At 59.2% G+C, this 17044-nt stretch carries 16 protein-coding genes and 1 pseudogene; 14 read left to right on the top strand and 3 right to left on the bottom strand.

All coding sequences use genetic code 11. The features are described from left to right. Positions 1-283: 283 nt before the first annotated feature. Positions 284-496 (bottom strand): helix-turn-helix domain-containing protein, encoded by a 213-nt coding sequence (locus tag AC0L27_RS38055; protein WP_473322950.1) that lies wholly within the window; start codon positions 494-496, stop codon positions 284-286. 178 nt (positions 497-674) lie between these two features. On the opposite strand from AC0L27_RS38055, the gene AC0L27_RS38050 reads away from it, so the two are divergent. The 3 genes from AC0L27_RS38050 to AC0L27_RS38040 all read left to right on the top strand — a co-directional run bounded on the left by AC0L27_RS38050 (position 675) and on the right by AC0L27_RS38040 (position 1725). Continuing rightward, entirely contained in the window at positions 675-974 is a 300-nt protein-coding gene (locus AC0L27_RS38050) for a hypothetical protein (protein ID WP_473322948.1), read from the top strand. Between the two features lie 2 nt (positions 975-976). After that, a complete protein-coding gene (locus AC0L27_RS38045; RefSeq protein WP_473322946.1) occupies positions 977-1222 on the top strand; it encodes a PilZ domain-containing protein in 246 nt (81 codons plus the stop codon). Between the two features lie 236 nt (positions 1223-1458). Then, positions 1459-1725, top strand: a complete 267-nt coding sequence (locus AC0L27_RS38040; protein WP_473322944.1) for a DUF6894 family protein — start codon at positions 1459-1461, stop codon at positions 1723-1725. Between the two features lie 572 nt (positions 1726-2297). On the opposite strand, the gene AC0L27_RS38035 is transcribed toward AC0L27_RS38040, so the two are convergent. Next, positions 2298-2864: a hypothetical protein gene (locus AC0L27_RS38035; protein WP_473322942.1), complete on the bottom strand. Its 567-nt coding sequence runs from the start codon at positions 2862-2864 to the stop codon at positions 2298-2300. Between the two features lie 849 nt (positions 2865-3713). On the opposite strand from AC0L27_RS38035, the gene AC0L27_RS38030 reads away from it, so the two are divergent. From AC0L27_RS38030 to AC0L27_RS37980, 11 genes and pseudogenes are all read left to right on the top strand, one after another. After that, positions 3714-4484, top strand: a complete 771-nt coding sequence (locus tag AC0L27_RS38030; protein WP_473322940.1) for an outer membrane protein — start codon at positions 3714-3716, stop codon at positions 4482-4484. A 2503-nt stretch (positions 4485-6987) separates the two neighbouring features. Continuing rightward, complete coding sequence (locus AC0L27_RS38025) at positions 6988-7287, top strand: hypothetical protein (RefSeq protein ID WP_473322938.1); 300 nt, start codon at positions 6988-6990, stop codon at positions 7285-7287. Between the two features lie 1719 nt (positions 7288-9006). After that, positions 9007-9150 carry a hypothetical protein gene (locus tag AC0L27_RS38020; protein ID WP_473322936.1) on the top strand — a complete coding sequence of 48 codons (144 nt, stop codon included), beginning with the start codon at positions 9007-9009 and terminating at the stop codon, positions 9148-9150. A 1125-nt stretch (positions 9151-10275) separates the two neighbouring features. Continuing rightward, on the top strand, positions 10276-10569 hold the full coding sequence (locus AC0L27_RS38015) for a hypothetical protein (protein WP_473322934.1): 294 nt from the start codon (positions 10276-10278) through the stop codon (positions 10567-10569). A gap of 39 nt (positions 10570-10608) precedes the next feature. After that, the gene (locus AC0L27_RS38010) at positions 10609-10797 is read left to right on the top strand and encodes a hypothetical protein (RefSeq protein ID WP_473322932.1); all 189 of its coding nucleotides are present in this window, start codon (positions 10609-10611) and stop codon (positions 10795-10797) included. Between the two features lie 1338 nt (positions 10798-12135). Beyond that, positions 12136-12243 (top strand): annotated as a pseudogene (locus AC0L27_RS38005) (helix-turn-helix transcriptional regulator); the annotation flags it as partial. A 127-nt stretch (positions 12244-12370) separates the two neighbouring features. Beyond that, positions 12371-13246, top strand: a complete 876-nt coding sequence (locus AC0L27_RS38000) for a hypothetical protein (RefSeq protein ID WP_473322983.1) — start codon at positions 12371-12373, stop codon at positions 13244-13246. A 199-nt stretch (positions 13247-13445) separates the two neighbouring features. After that, positions 13446-13652 carry a hypothetical protein gene (locus tag AC0L27_RS37995; RefSeq protein WP_473322930.1) on the top strand — a complete coding sequence of 69 codons (207 nt, stop codon included), beginning with the start codon at positions 13446-13448 and terminating at the stop codon, positions 13650-13652. Beyond that, positions 13653-14789: an AAA family ATPase gene (locus tag AC0L27_RS37990; protein WP_473322928.1), complete on the top strand. Its 1137-nt coding sequence runs from the start codon at positions 13653-13655 to the stop codon at positions 14787-14789. Between the two features lie 199 nt (positions 14790-14988). Continuing rightward, the gene (locus AC0L27_RS37985; RefSeq protein ID WP_473322926.1) at positions 14989-15423 is read left to right on the top strand and encodes a bifunctional DNA primase/polymerase; all 435 of its coding nucleotides are present in this window, start codon (positions 14989-14991) and stop codon (positions 15421-15423) included. A 695-nt stretch (positions 15424-16118) separates the two neighbouring features. Then, the gene (locus tag AC0L27_RS37980) at positions 16119-16622 is read left to right on the top strand and encodes a hypothetical protein (protein WP_473322924.1); all 504 of its coding nucleotides are present in this window, start codon (positions 16119-16121) and stop codon (positions 16620-16622) included. Between the two features lie 125 nt (positions 16623-16747). Here the strand turns inward: AC0L27_RS37980 and AC0L27_RS37975 are convergent. After that, positions 16748-17044 (bottom strand): hypothetical protein (locus tag AC0L27_RS37975; RefSeq protein ID WP_473322922.1); only part of this gene is annotated, 297 nt, incomplete at its 5' end.

Below are 17044 nucleotides of genomic sequence, written 5' to 3'. Positions count from 1 at the left end.
GGCAGACATCGCCATGTCGGCTCTCTCGAAATGTCCGGTTTGTCCAATCCCGGCGCCGCCTCGAATGGTACCGTTCAAGGGTCACAGCCTGAGTCCAGTTACCGTCCGTCTTCGAAGTCTGATTGACCACGGTTGCATAGGCGTCGCGCTTATAGGTTGGGCAGTCGTACGGGCGCACGCCGGATGGCAGTGTTAGCACCGGTGTGCAGCAGGAGGGCGTCACCTCGCGTTGCGGCCGCAGTCAAGGACGCGAAGATGGGGAAAGGCGGGGGAGGACTCTCGGCTAACCGATCCATTGCGCAAAGGCGCGTCCGTTGATGCGGCTTACTCGGCCTCGCTGCTTGCGGAAACGTTGTAACCGACCGTAGACGGCCTGGCGACTGCGACCCAAGCGCTCGCCAAGCTCGGTTGCAGTCATGCCCTCGTCGAGTAGCGCAAGCAGTTGCGCTTCTTCTTCAGGCGACCACGGGCGGATCTCTTGTCGATCGTTGGACATCGATTCTTGCCAGCAAAAGCGCTGCGGAGCGTCATCGTACGTCAAGATCGTAAACGATAAGTTCAGGAGGAGCCGTGAACGTCGCCCGGCTCGCGCTCGCAAACCCAGGGGCACGTGTAGCGTCGACCTAAGATACGGCGGTCCAGGGTGCCCGTGTAACGATCTGTAAGTATTGGGCATGCAAAATAGCGCCTTTCTGCGCGTGATCAGTCCGACCAAGGAGATCGCCGTGACATCAGTTGATGATGACGAGCTGGCTGTTTTGACGCGAGAGATCGCTGACAAGGTGACCTATGTTCAGAGCCAAACAATTCTGATCGAGGTCCTTGAGCGAGACGGACACGACGTATCCGACTATGAGAGAGAGCTAGCCAAAGAGCGGTCGGGCTTGGCAACACGGATCACGAGGCAGTTTAGACTGCTTGAAATCGCTTCGGCCAATGAAAGACCCGAGACAGCCGCGTCAACTCAAGGATAATCATGTCGGATCGCCGGAAGATCGATCGTTCGGAGGTCGACTTAGCCGCCTACATTTTTGGAGATGGCGGCAGCCGACGTTGCCGCGTGTTCAATATCTCGGAGGACGGTGCTGGGATCGAGTTATCGACGAAGCTGCACATGCCTGCCACATTCAAGATGATGTTGGAAAGAGACCGTATTATCAGAGATTGTCGTCTCGTTTGGTCTAGTGATACTCGCATCGGCGTCGTGTTCAAAGCCAATTGAGTCGGCTCCGGTAGGTTGTCGGTGCCAGCCAAGTGCCCCAGGGCACAAGGTCGGTAGTGTTGCCACGCTGTCTAGCGGAGGCGTCGAGCGTTGTTGCTGCGGGTCAACGACGACAGGCGCCGGGGGCTGTGAGGAGGGCGCCCGGTGATCCGCTTGCCAAGACCCTGTCGCTTTTGACAGGTGCGGGCCGTCCCGACACGTGGGCATGATCGCGACTAAAGGCGAGGGCCGCGGCTATGCGTTTCTACTTCCCGATTCTCCACAACGGCGAGACACACGCGGACGACGTGGGGGAGCTGCTTCGCTCTGCTGAGATAGCTATCCAATACGGCGCCCGTGTCGCTCGGGATATCGCCAGCGATCCCAATTGCGACCGTGAGGCGGGCACGGTTGTAATCGTGATTGACGCCTTCGGTGCCGAGATCGCACGACATAGAGTTGAAGGGCGGCGGAGCGATGGAGGCGAGCCAAGCTCAGGCCGCGAGGAGGGCCCGGCGGCGTGAGGGACCGCAGGCCGCGAGTTACCAAGACGAGGGGATTTTGGTCCTAGTTGGCCGGTTGATCAGGTGGAGGCGCAGGCGGTGCGTGTGTTGGGACTCGAAGGTGAGCCACAGAACGGGATCCCCTTCAATCTTAGGGTATTCAAGGTTCGAGGCGATCTCCTCCAGCCTGGAAAATTGCTCGCTTAACCGCGCGGCATCCTCTTAGCTTCATCGATACTGGGCAGATTGCTCTGGACCGCTGACCACGTGAAGGCGGAGCTTGAGGAGGCCCTCGATCACGCGAACGAGCTATCGGATGACGAGCGTGCGGAGGTAGCCGCCATACCGGTCGGGGTGGTGCTGCAGGTGGCAGAGTAACGCTGGTTTCCGCGTTTGGCCCGCTCCGGGCCGAAAGCCGGGGCGGGCCTCGCACGGGCCCCTAACAAGAAGATCTCCAGCCATCTGACAGCAAAAGGCCCGTCGGCTCACACTGGCGGGCCATCTCCATTACGAGAACGTCGCGGTACCGTTCCTGTTTCTGTCAATGAAACTACGTAAAATTACGGGGCGTCTCATTTGATACGGCCGTCATTTTAGATCGGCTCTAAACCGGCCTGGATGAAGCATTCAACTGCACGACCATGGGCGAATATCGAGCTTACGTAATCGGGGCTGACGGGCACATAGCGCTTCGGGTGGACTTGGTGGTCCCCGATGAGAAGACAGCCCGGAAACGAGCCAAGCAGCTTGTCAATGGACATGCTGTTGAGCTTTGGGAAGGCGCAGCAAGGATCGAAAGATTTGAGCCAGAACAGTAAGGGAGAGCGGCGCCGGGCTCGAAATGCCAGTCCCCCCGACGGCGCTCTTGTCTCAAACTGGGCACTGAAATCCCAGTCCGTCTTCAACAGAGCAATGATTATGCCACAGGCTGATGACAGCGCCTTGCTCGCCCGCCGGTCACAGGTCGGCGGGCTTTTCATTGAGCGAAAGCCGCCCGTTGCATCCGGCAGATGCATCTTGACGCCAGTTAATGCAAAGGCTGTACTGGCGACATTTACCGCGTTAGCGGGCTCGCAGTTTTTGTGTGTGATTATTTTAGGGGCGTTCCATGCGTAATTGTGCTCGCGCAGATGTCCTGCGCCGCCAGTATCTGAATGCACTCATCTCTGAACTTTCCGAACTCGAAGCCCTTCGCAACCGCGTGCTCGAAGCTGAGCAAAGAAGGATTGGCACGCCGCACCGACGGCGGAGAGGATCAGTCAGAAGAACAGCTAAAGTTCGCGGGCGCCTCTAAGCTTCCGCGCACCACAGACGACTAGTTGCCAGCTTCCCCTCGTAGCCCCAAGCTACAGACAATCCGTGGGTCGGGGGGATTTGTGGAACGAAAGCCGTTTGAAAGCATGTCGGTTGAAGAGCTGTGGCGACTCCACACGCTCGTCAATGACGTTCTTGCCGTGAGGCTCGTGGCCAAGAAGGAAGAGCTGGAGCGACGGCTCGGGTTTCTCAACCGAGACGACAAGACTCCTTCGCAATAGGCATTGAGCGAGAGAGGCTTTGCCGCAGCGAAGGAGTGTGAGGACCCGCGGGGCTGGCTGAGCTGGCGGGCCTTTCCGTTATGAGAGGCAGCGAGAACCACGTCAGCGCCAAGATCGCCCGAGAACACTGACAAGAGAATGCCGCCGCCAAGCACGACTGCAATAAATTAAAGCGCGATCATTTGAAATCCCCTGGTTAGTGAGGAGAAACTACTCTCCGTTCGTTTCCGGACTGCTTCGTGCAGAGCATTGAATGGTTTCATGCTTAGGGTGCTTCTGCGTTTGGTGCCCGCCGATCGCCAACATCAGCCAAAAACTCCCGTCGGCTCGCAACTCCGGCGGGATCTCTTTCGGCTGAAACGGGCGCGGACTTGAATCCTGAGACCTGTTGCCCGGCTGCACTAGGCAGCGCTGTGTCCCGGTCCGTATTAGTACAGACATAGACGCCAATTCTTATTCATCGGGATACTCACAATGAAAACAAAGATCGCAGCCGCCGCTATTCTCCTAGCTTCCACCAGCCTGAGCTTCGCCGCCGACATGGCCATGAAGGCGCCGATGGTGGCTCCCGCAGCGGTCTGGAGCTGGACGGGCTTCTATCTCGGTGCCCACGCAGGGGCGGGTTGGGGTACCACTGAGACCTCGCTGACTGCGATCGCAGGAGTACCAGCTCCGGGTGGAATCGCGCTCACGCAGAACAGCAGAAGCGGATTTCTCGGCGGAGGACAGGCTGGCTACAACTGGCAGTCCGGTTGGGCTGTCTTCGGCGTCCAGGGCGACATCGCTGGTATGGACGTGAAGGGCACCACTCCGTGCCTGGGCATTGGCGCCTCGTGCACGGCCAAGAGCGACTGGCTGGCGACCGTGACTGGCCGGATCGGTGGTGTTGTCGCCGACCGGACCCTTGTGTACGTCAAGGGAGGTGCGGCTTGGATGCACACCGATCACAACTTCAGCGTCCCTGTGGGTTTCGGCGGAGGGGCTGCGGTTGGTGCTTCCGTGAGTTCTTCCAGCACGACTTGGGGCTGGCTGCTGGGCTTGGGTGCAGAGTACGCCTTCTCGCCCAACTGGAGCGCATTCATCGAGTATAACTACATCGAGTTCGACAAGAAGAACATCGCGCTTGATTTTTCAGCCTTCGCAGGCGCACCGGCAATCGCCAACATCGACGTGAAGAACAAGCTGTCAGTCGCCAAAGTCGGCGTGAACTACAAGTTCGGCGGGCCTGCCAACAGCGCGTATTGATCCGCGGTTCATCTACCAAGGAAAGCCCCGCTCCCGCGGGGCTTTTTCTTTGACACCTGGACTCACCAGCCGCGTCGAACCGGCTCAGGTTTCTATTTGTCGTGCTGTGGCGAGGCCGGCTCACGCGAGCGGCTATGAGGCGAATTCCCGTGTATCCTGCACACGAGCCGGAGCTTGATTCGTCATGCTGGAGACCGTTCTCATGTTGCTGGGGGTCGGGGCCGTGGCCCTCCTGCTGATCGCGTTCTGGGGATTGCACAGACACGTGTAGGGCATTGCTAGAATCGCCTTATGCTGGCTCAGCCAAACCTCACGGGGAAAGCGGGGAATGGTTAGGCCCGGCGCGCCCCACCGGACGGAGGCGTGCTGGGCCGCGATTGGTTGATCGCTGACATCCCAGCCGGTCGGGTGTAGGCCGTCAATTACATAGCTCGACCCAATGAGGAGGGACGAAGCTACCCAGGGGCGCCGCGCCGGCGCCGCGGCTCTTTAATTAAAGGACGATTAACTATTCCGTCGCATAGCAGCGGCATGGAACTTCTGATCTTCGAGCTCGTGGTTGGCATAGTCTTGTTTGCAGCCTGCTACGCTGCGGCGCTGGTTATAATGTCGCGCGCGAAACGCAAACGAGCGGAAAAACCCCAGCACCCCGAGCCTAGTGCCTCCGCCGGACGGCGAAGGCAATTCGGGCGGCGAACGTCTTTCAGAGAGTAGGAGCCGCGGCGAACCCGATCACCGTCAATCTCGGCGGAGAGAGTCGGCGAGCTTCCGAAAAATCGCGCACACGCCGTCACAGTAGATAACCTTCCGCGCTCAACCAACAAAGAGTTGCTGGCGCCCGCGTGTAAGCCCAAGCTATGGGAACACGTGAGTCGGGGGATTCATGGAGCGGAAGCCGTTTGAGAGCATGTCGGTTGAAGAGCTGTGGCGACTCCACACGCTCGTCAATGACGTTCTGGCCGTGAGGCTCGTGGCCAAGAAGGAAGAGCTGGAGCGACGGCTCGGGTTTCTCAACCGAGGCGACAAGACTCCTTCGCAGTAGGCATTGAGCGGGCGAGGCTTGCCGGCTGCTTCCCGCCGGCGCGCCTTTCCGTTATGCGAGGCAAGCGACGATGGCGAGAACCACGTCAGCGGCCAGCTCACCGGAATACGCCGTGAAGATAAATCCGGCACCAACAACAAGCGCAATTGCTTTAAGCGTGATCATTTTGAAATCCCCTCGTTAGTGACGGAAAGCTAGACCCGGACCATTTCCGGAGTGCTTCGCGCGAGCCGGCAAACGGTTTCGTTCACGAAGGCTTTATCCGGAAGCTGCTGGCGGCATGACGTAAAGGGCCGCAGCAGGGGATACTGCTGCGGCCCGCGCGGTCAAAAAATTCCGGGTGAAAAAGGTCTAAGTGAGATATGGAGCCAGCCCCGGTGAACCCATCATACCGGCCATTGGGCAACGGAAATATGATCTAAATCACAAATCAAATTAGTAATGAATCTGAACCATCCCTGAGGGAGAGCGCCGCCGGGGCTGGCTAGCTGGCGGGCTCTCACCCCAAGCACAAGGCCGCGTATGTCCCCACCGCCCCGTCCCAAGGAACACGCTACGCAGCTGCCGCTAACAAAGTGTAAACCTTATTCCATTCATCTTCCTCGGTCGCAATGGTGAACTCGCTGCGACTTCCGGCTGGAAGCCCGCTAGCTAACGCACCTGGCGGGCTTTCTTCCTTTTTGAAACCAGTCTGATTCATTCATCAAAGCGTTGCGCGGATGAAGAGAAACGACAAACCCAAAGAATGGACCGATGCAGAGGTGCAACTCTTGCTCGCGATGTCGCGCGAAGGCGCCGGCGCGGTCCAGATTGCGAGTGCGTTGGAAAGATACGTCTCATCAGTGAAGCGTGTGGCGGAAAACTTGGGCCTTCAACTGCCGACTTAAAGGGCTGGCGGGCATAGCACCCCCGGCGCTCTGATCCGCATTTGAATCAGCCTTCGTTCCAAACTCGCTGAGGTTGTGACTGGAAATGCACCGACTCTGAGTGCATGATGGGGGGATGCAGTTGCATTGCCCAAAATGCAAAGTGATCGTCGCCATTGGCAGAGACAAGTGGTTCTTCGACGGCGGCGAATGTAGAGAGCTTCGCGGTACCGTCGCGGGCGATGCTAAGGAATATGAAAAGTGCCCGGTCCTCATCGAAGCTGTGTCGACCGTCAGGAAGAATGCCGCCAGCTAGGCCAGCGCCTTTTGCGTGGTTCGCCCAGAGACGGCCCCGGCTTTGGGGAGACCTGGGGATAGGGGCCGGGGCCGGTCCGCCAGCTCAGGGCGCCGAGCCAGCGCGGATTCAAGCAGAAGATGCCCGGCCGGTTCCTAACGGAGCGGCATGAGGTCCTGCCCGGACGTCAGCAGCCGCACATAGGTGCCGCTTTCGTCCAGATCGAGCCCGCCGCGCTCGAGTGATTGGGACCATTCAAGCAGCCGGGGGTTAGTTCGCTCTAGCCACGTGCAAGCCACAATGCCTCTGACCCTGCGGATGATCGGTCTGGATGATTACTCGGTTCGCGAGGACCGGCAGCTAGTCGGGCGCATCCGCTACGCGAGCGAACTATCGCCCGGCCTGTGGCTGTGGACCTGCATAGTGACGCTACCCGGTGCGCCGTCCGGGGAAGCTGGCTCGCTCGATGAGGCAAAGGGCCGCTTGAAGGTTGCATGGGAGAACTTCAAGGCGAAGCATACGGCGCAAGAGTTGGCGAAGGCCTTCGCCGAGATGAACCAGGCGAACCGACCAGACCGTTATCCGCGATCGGTGCGTTAGCGCGTAATCAAAGGACCGCCGGTTCACGCTTGCGGGCCTCTGTGCTAGCACCACGGGTGCCGTGCCGATCGTGCGGAATGTCGCGGCGTCGGTCGCAGGAATGGCTAAAGGCTGTTCCTGCGACCTTCACTTTTGAGGCTCCGGCGCTCTAATCCGCAATTGGGTTCGGCTGCCGGGAGCATTGGGGGCTGGAAAGCCAGCCGTGCCATGTTCGCTCTAAAGTGACAAGGCGCCACCGGTAGTTGTACGGAGTCCATTTTCGGAACGGGGTGTTCTACTGTCGGAACACCGGCGAGATTTGAGTACCAAGCTATTTGTAGTTGCCCGGGACGGCCGCAGTGGGGCTGGAACCACGCTGCGGCCTTTCCCTTGAGCGAACCCAATTCTTTTGTTGAGCCGTATCTGGCCGAGCAATGATTTCCGGGGGACGATTGTGAGCATCCAAGGCATCGTGGCGACTATATTGGAGCAAGAGCTGGTCGCGCGGGGCGTGCGGTCATTGCGGCATTCCGATTGCATGGAGATCGTGGAAAACCTACTCGTTCGCCTGAAGGAGCTGGACCAGGAATTGGCGGTACGAAATAGAGAGCAAAGCTAAGCTCGAACGGAGAGACGGCCCCGGCTGGCTGGGGGGCCTGGGGTGGTGCCGGGACCGCTCCGCCAGCTCGAAGGAGGGAGCTAGCGAAAAGCAAGCCAGATAATCCGGCTCCGTTCCTAACTGCGCGTCATGAGTCTCGCTGGGGCTAATAAAAGGCTTTACAACTTGCCTTTTGGAGGGAACTAACCGGCACGCATTTGGAGAAGATGATGTCTAAAGTGGCCTCGTATCATATCAAGTCGCTCCAATATCCGCCCTCCCAGCGTAATGTGTATCACGATCAGGATAACTGCCAGACCGGGAAACAGATCAAATATCAGGACAGAAGGTCTGGCAGGGCTGGAAGACCGCGATGCCATGATTGCGAAATACTGGCTAGTCGATCGCGCGCTTGGTCTTCTGATCGCCTCGAGAAAGTCGCCGAGCGCGAGGAGAGCTGATGGGCCGCGCCAGAAGCCGAAACGGCAAAAGGGCGTTCGGTGACGTGCTTCATCGCTGGAATCAAAACCTCAAGCCCATGCTTGGCCTGACTTGCCCGCGACTGTCATGCCAGTTCGGGACGATATGCACAGATCCTGCGGCACCGCATGCTGAGCAGACCAGGCGCAAGCCGACGCGCGCCCACGGCTGATCCTGCGGGAGTGTGTCGAGCCGCACGTCCACCTTGCGATCGCAACAGCCGTTCAAGCATTGGATGTTGCAGGTCACATGGCGTCAGCCAGCCATTCCGCAGGGCTGCGGGGCGGATAGTGACCGGACCATTTTGTGTGCCGAGGAGCTCGCATGCCGCCATCAAGCGGCATCGTAAGTACCTCGCAAATTATCGATTCTTAGTAGGTCGAGGCGCGCGCGAGCTACTGCGCGTCGTAGGTGTGGGAGAGCCGCTTGTTATTTCTTTAGGAGCAAGCCCATCTCTCGTGCCATCCGCTTCACCGATCCGATATGCCGCCCGAGGACTGCCGCAATTTCCGACGCGGCGCGCCGACGTGCCATCGCGGCAAGCCTCTTTCGTTCGCTCTCGGTCCACTGCTTTGGCTTCGATGATTTCACTTCGCGATCATCCAGCCGGCTCGACGAAAGCGGTATTGGGAAATTTCCGGGTGGCGACTCTTGACGGTTTAGTGCAGGGCGGGAGTCTGATCGGCCACATGGGGCAGCACCAGCACGACATCGACGAGCTCGCGCGCATGGAGCGGCTGTGCCGCGACTTGGCGGAGGAGAGCAGGGTGCCCGGCGAGGCCGGCGCGCTGCTCGCGTGCAGATGATCTGCGCAAGAAGATCGAAGGAAAATCGCCTGATGAGCGTGAGACGCTAATCCTTGAAGAGCTATCACAGGCGATCATGATCCGTTTGGCTATAAGGGGCTGTCGCTCAAAATCGTAAATGGCATCATTAAAAAAGGCATGGGTGGAAAATTCGTGCTGCCGTTTCGTTTCAAGCGTGGTGCGCGAACCTCACATATTTTGATCTTTGTATCGCCGTTCGACACCGAACAGAGCGTCCATGTGTTTCTTGACCAAGTCGTTGGAAAGACCAGAATTGCGATGTAGGCAATCTTGCCTCCATGCAGTTTTGCAGTCGGTATGATCACGTTGGCCCACGCGTAAAGTATTTCTGAATGGCGAGATGGCGGAAAACTACGGCCGCGAAGCTGCCAAAAGAACCGACGTCAGGAGCGTGATTGCGTGCGGCTCAGACGCAAAACCCCAGCAGTTTCAAGAATTGACGGGACACCCCTTTGGCGGCTGAGACTGAAGATCAGGTTGAGCATGCCGCGCTGCTGGAGATGGCCGACAACTACAGGAACGGCTCGCTCCGCTAGACTGAAAGAGGGCGCCCACTGGCGGCGTCACTTTATGAAGTACCACCAGATCGCTAGCCCGAAAGCATCAACTGCAAGCGCGATAAGGATGGACGCCGCGATTAGCTTCGCCCATTCCCAATATGACAGTTTACCCCTAAGCGCTTCTTTTTCGTGTTTGAGATCCATGCTCTGCATACGTAGGTTGCGGCCTTGTAGATCACCCTGACAGCGTGAACCGGCGGCCCTCAACCCGTAAATTTCCCAATGTACTCGGTACTCGACCTTTTCTCACCTACGATAGGCAGTAGCGGGCGCGCAGCCTGACCTACTAGGAATCGGTAATTTGCGCGTTACTTACGATGTCGCTTTGATGGCGATGTATGTCCGTCCGCATCCGTAAGCACGAAGCTGTGCCTCAGACCGGCAGTTACGAAGTTTGCTTCGCCGATGGACGGGCAAGCGTCTACTTCTATTGAGACGATGTCCCGGGACGTCGGCTGGCGCCGAACCTGTTGACCGGGGCAGAAGCGCTTGAGCAGGCCAGAGCACTCGCACGAGCGGAGATGGCCCGCTATCGAAAGACGAAATGAACAAAGGCTGGGGGCGGCCGTTCGAAGATCCGATTGAGGTGGCCGGCGCGAAGCTGGCGACGCTGCTCGACGCAGCCAAGTACATCACGGCGCTACCGGAGAAGGAGCACAGCGCGCCGGACTGGCAAGCAGCGATGCAAGCGCTGATCCTGGTGGCGGAAGGCGGCGGCCCAACGATGTTCGCCCGGATCGGCGTCATGCGAGCCTTGAACCGCCATTACGTGCCGGCGTTAAACTCCCAGGGCAAGGAGCCACATTGGGGGCGGCGCAAGCTAAAGAGGGATCGATGACAAAGGCTGCCACGGAGGCGGGCGTCACCAACCCATCGCATGCTGCACATCACGAAGCACAGCTACGGTGCTTCCTGTATAGCGGCCATCGTTCCAGCGATGATCCGCTGTATACGCCGCAATGGCAGCAAAGATGATTGCAAATCCAATCTTGCCCATATTCAACTGCGCTCGCCGCGCTCCAAAATGAACTTCGGGACCACATTGCTGCGCAAAAATGTCGTCTGACGAAAACGTCGACGTGCGCTGAAGTTGATTTCTTAGGAAAAGGCCGCAGCGTGGTTCCAGCCCCCACTGCGGCCATCCCGGGCACCTACAAATACAGCTTGGTACTCAAATCTCGCCGGTGTTCCGATAAAGAACGCCCCGTTCCGAAAATGGACTCCGTACAACTACCGGAGGTGCCTTGTCACCTTAGAGCGAACATGGCACAGCTGACTTTCCAGCCCCCAATGCTCCCGGCAGCCGATCCAATTGCGGATCAGAGCGCCGGAGCCTCAAAAGTGAAGGTCGCAGGAACGGCTAAAAAGCTGCTCCTGCGACCGACGCCGCGACGTTCCGCACGATCGGCACGGCACCGTGGTGCTAGCATAGTACCCCGCCAGCGTGAACCGGCGGGCATCAGATCAGATCAGTGCGCTTACTTCTTTGTCGAGGTTGGCGGCTTCGCGGTGCCGTTGCTCGGGGTATCGTAATGCGCTGAGTTACGTCCTCCGCCGGGCTTCCCGTTCATTTTCCCCGCCGATGCGGGAGACGTGACGAACCCTGCGGCGATCACGGCGCCCCCAAATGCAACCATTGTGAACAAGGCAATAGCTCTTAGGATCGACATTTGCTGCCTCCAAATAGCTTTCCTGAATATCGCCACGTCGAAATCACGTAGCCAATGCAGCTTAGTCTAAATCGACCTTGCCAGCGAGCCTTTCCATTGCAAAGGCCCGCCAGCGTGAAACGGCGGGCCTGTCACATCAGCGTGGAATAGGCATTGCACATTTACTGGTGACTGGGATTGCTGGTCGCCAGTTTGGTACAGGGCGCTCTCTTCCAATTCTTTGGCACGACGAGGAGGGGCGGCGCGGACCCCGAGCCGCGCTCGTGCGAAAAACTACGGTTCTAAGGGTATCAAAATGACCGTTGTAAGGACCGTAGCTAGCGCCGCTCAGCTCGCGTAAAGTGATGTCGAAACAAAGGGGTTGACCGGACACCCCTTCCGCCAGTTATTTAGCCCAAGTGATGCAATTACGAAGAAAACTCGGGTTTTGGATATTCGATTCCTAATCTGATTCCTAATCCCGCGCCTTCGTCGGGAGGCGGTTCACCTGCAAGAAATTGACAAGGCCGATGAGCGCGCTGTCTGTGAACCGAGTGCACTTCCACGAAAAATTAAAAAGCAGTTTCGTACGGGTTTTTAATTGTCAATAGCGAATTTATCGGCCATGTTGATTGTGCCTGAGCGACTCAGTCGCAACCCGGACTGGCCCTTGTGCCGGCGGGTATCGGTTTCCTCGACGCAGCCAAAGACTCCTCAGGAGCTGGTACCGGCGTCAGACTGAAATCAATCTCTCCATGTCTACCAATCCGTCTGCCTGCGAGCCCATGCTCGTCAGCATTAAACCCGCGTGCGCGCTCACATCCCTGAGCCGCACGATGTTGAACAGATACCGCGGCGAGGGCCGCTTCCCAGCAGCGGTTTCGCTCGGGGACAAGCGAATCGCTTTCGTTAATCCGAGGTCTCGGAATGGATCTCCGCTCGCATTGCTGCACGTGCGGCCAACGATAACACGAAGCGCGAGGTGGCGGCATGAGGACCCCTCAGGAGAACCACGCCATCATCGCCGCGGTCATGCCGGAGCTTTTTCAAACAGGTATGAAAAAGGGTCGGGGGATGGCTCGGACCTCGCTCGACCTCATCGATGCGATGCGCGACATCGCAGAGGAGGTTCGGCCCGTCACAGGTCGCGGTATCGGCTACAGGCTGTTTACCCGTGGCCTTATTACGTCAATGTCCACCAACAATATGCAGAAGGTATATCGGCTTCTGCGTGTCGCTCGGGAACAAGGCACGATTCCTTGGGACTGGATTGTCGACGAGACCCGCGAGCTTGAGCGTGTATCAGCTTGGAGCGACCCTGCCGCGTACGCTCGCTCTGTTGCTTGCTCCTACCGGCGTGACTTCTGGGACCAGCAGCCCTGCAGGGTCGAGGTGTGGTCCGAGAAGGGTACTGTCCGCGGTGTCTTAAAGCCCGTCTTGGACCAGTACGCGGTCGGCTTTCGCGTTCAACACGGTTTCAGCAGCGAGACTGCCGTGCATGATGTTGCGGCCGATACCGATGGCCGTGACCTGGTCGTTCTATACGTCGGCGACTACGACCCCAGTGGCATGTACATGTCGGAGCACGACCTGCCGCAGCGGCTGCGAGAGTACGGCGGCGACCACGTCAGGTTCAGGCGCATTGCCCTCACCGATGAACATGTGCAGGGCCTGCCGTCATTCGCGGCGGACGATAAGAAGAAGGACCCGCGTCATAGCTGGTTCAAACATCACCACGGCACCGAGTGTTGGGAGCTGGATGCCATGGACCCACGCGACCTGCGCGATTGCGTCGAGAGCGCCATCGTTGAGTTGATTGAACCCGTGGCTTGGGAGCGCTGCGAGGTCGTCAACGCGCAGAACTAGAATCTCTGCGCGACATCCTCGTCATGTGGAAGTCGCCGGTGCGGCAGGCGTGACCCCCTTTTTCATACCTGTTTGAGAATACGGGCCGGCGACACCCGCAGCTTTGCCGAGCCGACCACCATATAGAGGAGGGCGGCCTTTAGTGTTTTCGCTTGCCGCGCCTACTACCTTTTGTACGCCGACCATTTCGGAGGAGACCATGCAAGTTCAGATGCTATCCGCCAGCCACTCGACCGGCGTAGCGAAACCTAAAGTTCCGGACGGCTGGATTGACGACGGGGCCATAGCGATTGCGCGCCGGCGTGAGAAGGAGACCGACGCAATGCTTGAGCAGTTCGGTGAGGCGGGAGCGAAAGTTTACAATCTTGCAAGCTACAGAGTCGCGCGCATTGAAGGGTGGTACTAAGTGAGCGCTAAACCGAAGGCCAGCGGCGCGCAGACGGTCGGCCACGCCAACGACAACGAGCCGGAGAAGGCGGCCAAGTTCAAGAAGGACTTCATCTTCACGCGCTACTGCGAGCTTGGGCAGACGACGAAGGCTAAAGAGTTTGTAATTGACGGCGTCATGGCGGCGGGCGAGTCGTCGTACACAGTAGCTAAGCCAGACAGTGGCAAATCCGTCATTAAACTTAACATGGACTTCCATATCGCGGCCGGCCTGGATTGGCACGGCTATCGCGTGACGCGTGGTCTCGCGGTCAACTTCGCGTTTGAGCGATATGACCTGCAGCTCCGTCGCGGCATGGCGCTGCGCCAACATCATTCCGATGTCGAGCCGAACATCCCGCTCGTGGTTGTTGGCGGTAAGTTTGACCTGCACGGCAACCTGCGCGACGCGATGCGGATGGTCGACCTGATTAACTATCTTCAGGACGACTACAAGACCGTACTGCGAAGCGCGACGCTAGACACCCTGACGAAGTCATTCGGTCGCGGGAAGCAAAACTCCTCGGAAGACATGAAGGCCTACTTCGATAGCGTTGCGCATCTGCTCGAAAAATTCCCGACAGCTCATTGCACCATTGTACACCATGAGGGTCACAGCACCGAACGCGCGAAGGGGGCCATCGACGTGGACGGCTTGGTCGATGCCAGCCACAGGGTGGTTCGCAAGGGTGAACTCTTCCGCCTGGAGTGCGACGGCGCCAATGATGGCGGTGCCTCGGGAACGCTGCTCACCTACGGTATGAAGTCCGTCGAGGTGACGGACGCTGATGGCAACAAGTTCACGGCGCCTATCGTGTTCAAGGCGGCTGATACGGAGAAGTTCGCCGCAGCGCTCAGTGAGAAGGCCAAGGAGAAGGTGGGTGTCACCGCCAAGCGCGAGTTGATGGACATCCTGACCGAGCTATCGGCGGGCGGGCGCTCAGTCGGCGGCGGCGTGTGGCAGTCCAAATACCACGAGCGATATCCAGACCTGAACGAGAACACGGTCGGCTCGCGGTTTAAGCGTGCCGCCGCAGAACTCGAAGAGGATGGCAGTGTGACCGCTTCCGGCAAGCCGAAAGTCTACGTTCCAGCCCTAGGTGCAGGTGCAAGCTAGGTGCATGATTTTGCACCCTGCACTTTGCACCTAACGCGACCATTCTTATGGCGGGGTGGGCAGGGTGCAAAGTGCAACGTGCAAGCATCCCGTAGGGATGCGCAGCTTGAACCTGCACCCCGCCGTGGTTTGAATATTGAGAGAAGAAGAAAAGAATCCCTTCTTTCGGCCTGCCCCAAAACAACCATTCGGACTCCCGATGCTCAACCTAGCTCTATCCCTTGCCGCCGCAGGCACGCCTGTATTCCCGTGCCGGCCTGAGAACAAACGGCCGTACAACAGTAACGGCTTCAAGGGCGCATCCGTCTTCCCGCACGTGCTTCAGCGTTGGTGGCATGACTGGCCTGATGCGCTTGTCGGAATGCCTACCGGGGGGCGGACCGGAGTCTGGGTGCTGGACCAGGACTCGTATAAGGGCGCTACCGAGGCGGACCTGCCGCACCCCTGCCGCCGACCAGGGCGGTGCGCACGCGCTCCGGCGGCAGGCACTTCTATTCCTCCATGTCCGGCGGGGCAATTCACCGGGCAGGTTACCGCGCGCTTGGGACGTCCGTGGCCAGGGCGGGTTTGTCCTCGTACCCGGCAACCCGGGATATACGCTGGAGCGCGACCTGCCGCCCACCGAGGCGCCTGAATGGCTGTTGGAAATGATCCGGCCGCGCCCATATGTGCCGCGCACGAGCACGCCTTACGTGGCGGGCCAGCACGCCCACTACGTTGACGCCGCTGTGCGCTCGGAGCTTGCGGCGCTGTCTGGCGCTGCGACAGGCTCACGCGGCACGCTGCTGAATCGCACTAGCTTTACGCTGGGCACGATTGTCGGCGCTGGTGCGTTAGACCGTGGTGAGGCCGAGCACGGCCTGCTCGACGCTGCTCACGGTTGCGGATTGATTGCGGAGGACGGTGAGCGTGCCGTCCGGGCAACCATAAGACGCGGCCTAGACGCAGGCAGTAAGCAACCGGGCATTGCCGGAGCGGGATGAAACGCCGTTGGTTGACGTTAGCAAGCTGCTGCGGAAGTGCAGGGCATGACTGTTGCTGCCCCAAACCCCTGATTTCCTCGGAGCCTTTTTTCGGCGGCAAACGATTGATCCCGTTGGCCATGGGGCCGATTTCCTAAAAGTGTGCAGCCACAGGCCACACCAAGACCCTGGACAACCGACGACTTTACCGACCTTGCGGCCCGCCGCGCCTGGTTGGAATCCGCACCCGCATCACACGCGCCGCATCACGGGCAGCCGCCTTGCATCACGTGGTGCAAGCGCCAGGGTGATGAGGCCACATTCGTGGGGCCTCCGGCTCTGGCGAGACTTAAGCGCTCCGCCGCGCATGGCCGCCAACGACAATAAGGTGCCAGACGAGGCGGATACGGAGAGCGGCGAGCAGCCCGTACTTCCGAACTTGGACCGCGAGATGGTGGACGTCAGCGCGAAGCAACTGATTTGGGCGGTCGAAAACAAACGAGCGCGCTGGATCGGCAACAAGCTCGTTAAGATCTGGGACGGGCACGCCTGGGTTAGTCCCGAAGAACGGTTCGGCGAGGTTCGGCATCGGGCAAGCGACAAGGCCGACACCGAGAGATGGGATGCTGAGATGCCGGATGCCCAAGGGGAGTTGGCTCGCGCGCTGGATACCGAGACCTTGCGCGGCCAGCTGCGCCACAAGGTGTGCGCGATACTCGACATGGCGTCGTCCGACAGCACCTTAAGCGAGATAGGCGAATATCTCGGCTTTGCAGGCCAATATGCGGCAAGGATGGCGGGCAAGGAGGTTCGTGCGGCGGTCGCTGCGCTGAACGCGGCCATAGGCGGGGATGAGCAGGCTGCGGCTTAACATGTGTACTCAATAGCGTCCGCTTTGCCGCTAAGACGCCAAACCCGACAGGATGCGTGTCGGGTTTGGTGCCAAGAGTCAGACGGCCATTTTGGGGCCGCCTGATTTAGTCTCTAGCGGATGACCTATTGGCAGAGATGCGGGAGACCATCAGCACCCTTGAACGAGGTGCCGGGTCTGCAGGTGATGCCGTTGCGGGTAGCATACGTACTCCAGTTACCGTACCAGCCGTTGGGGCCGTAGCCCATGCCGCCGTACCCCATCCCGCCGGACATGGCGTAGGAATTGCTCCAGCCGCCGACGGTTGCAGCCGCCGCCACCGGATGGCGATGCGCCGTTCGCCGATATCGATAGACGGGGGTAGTCCCGGTTCCAAGACCCGTGCAGTTGGCGAATTCAGCTTGGCATTCGTCCGGATTGGA

This window comes from Bradyrhizobium sp. Ken51 (assembly GCF_055807435.1).
Note: the sequence above shows the minus strand (reverse complement) of the source record. Positions and strands in the feature narration are given on the sequence as shown.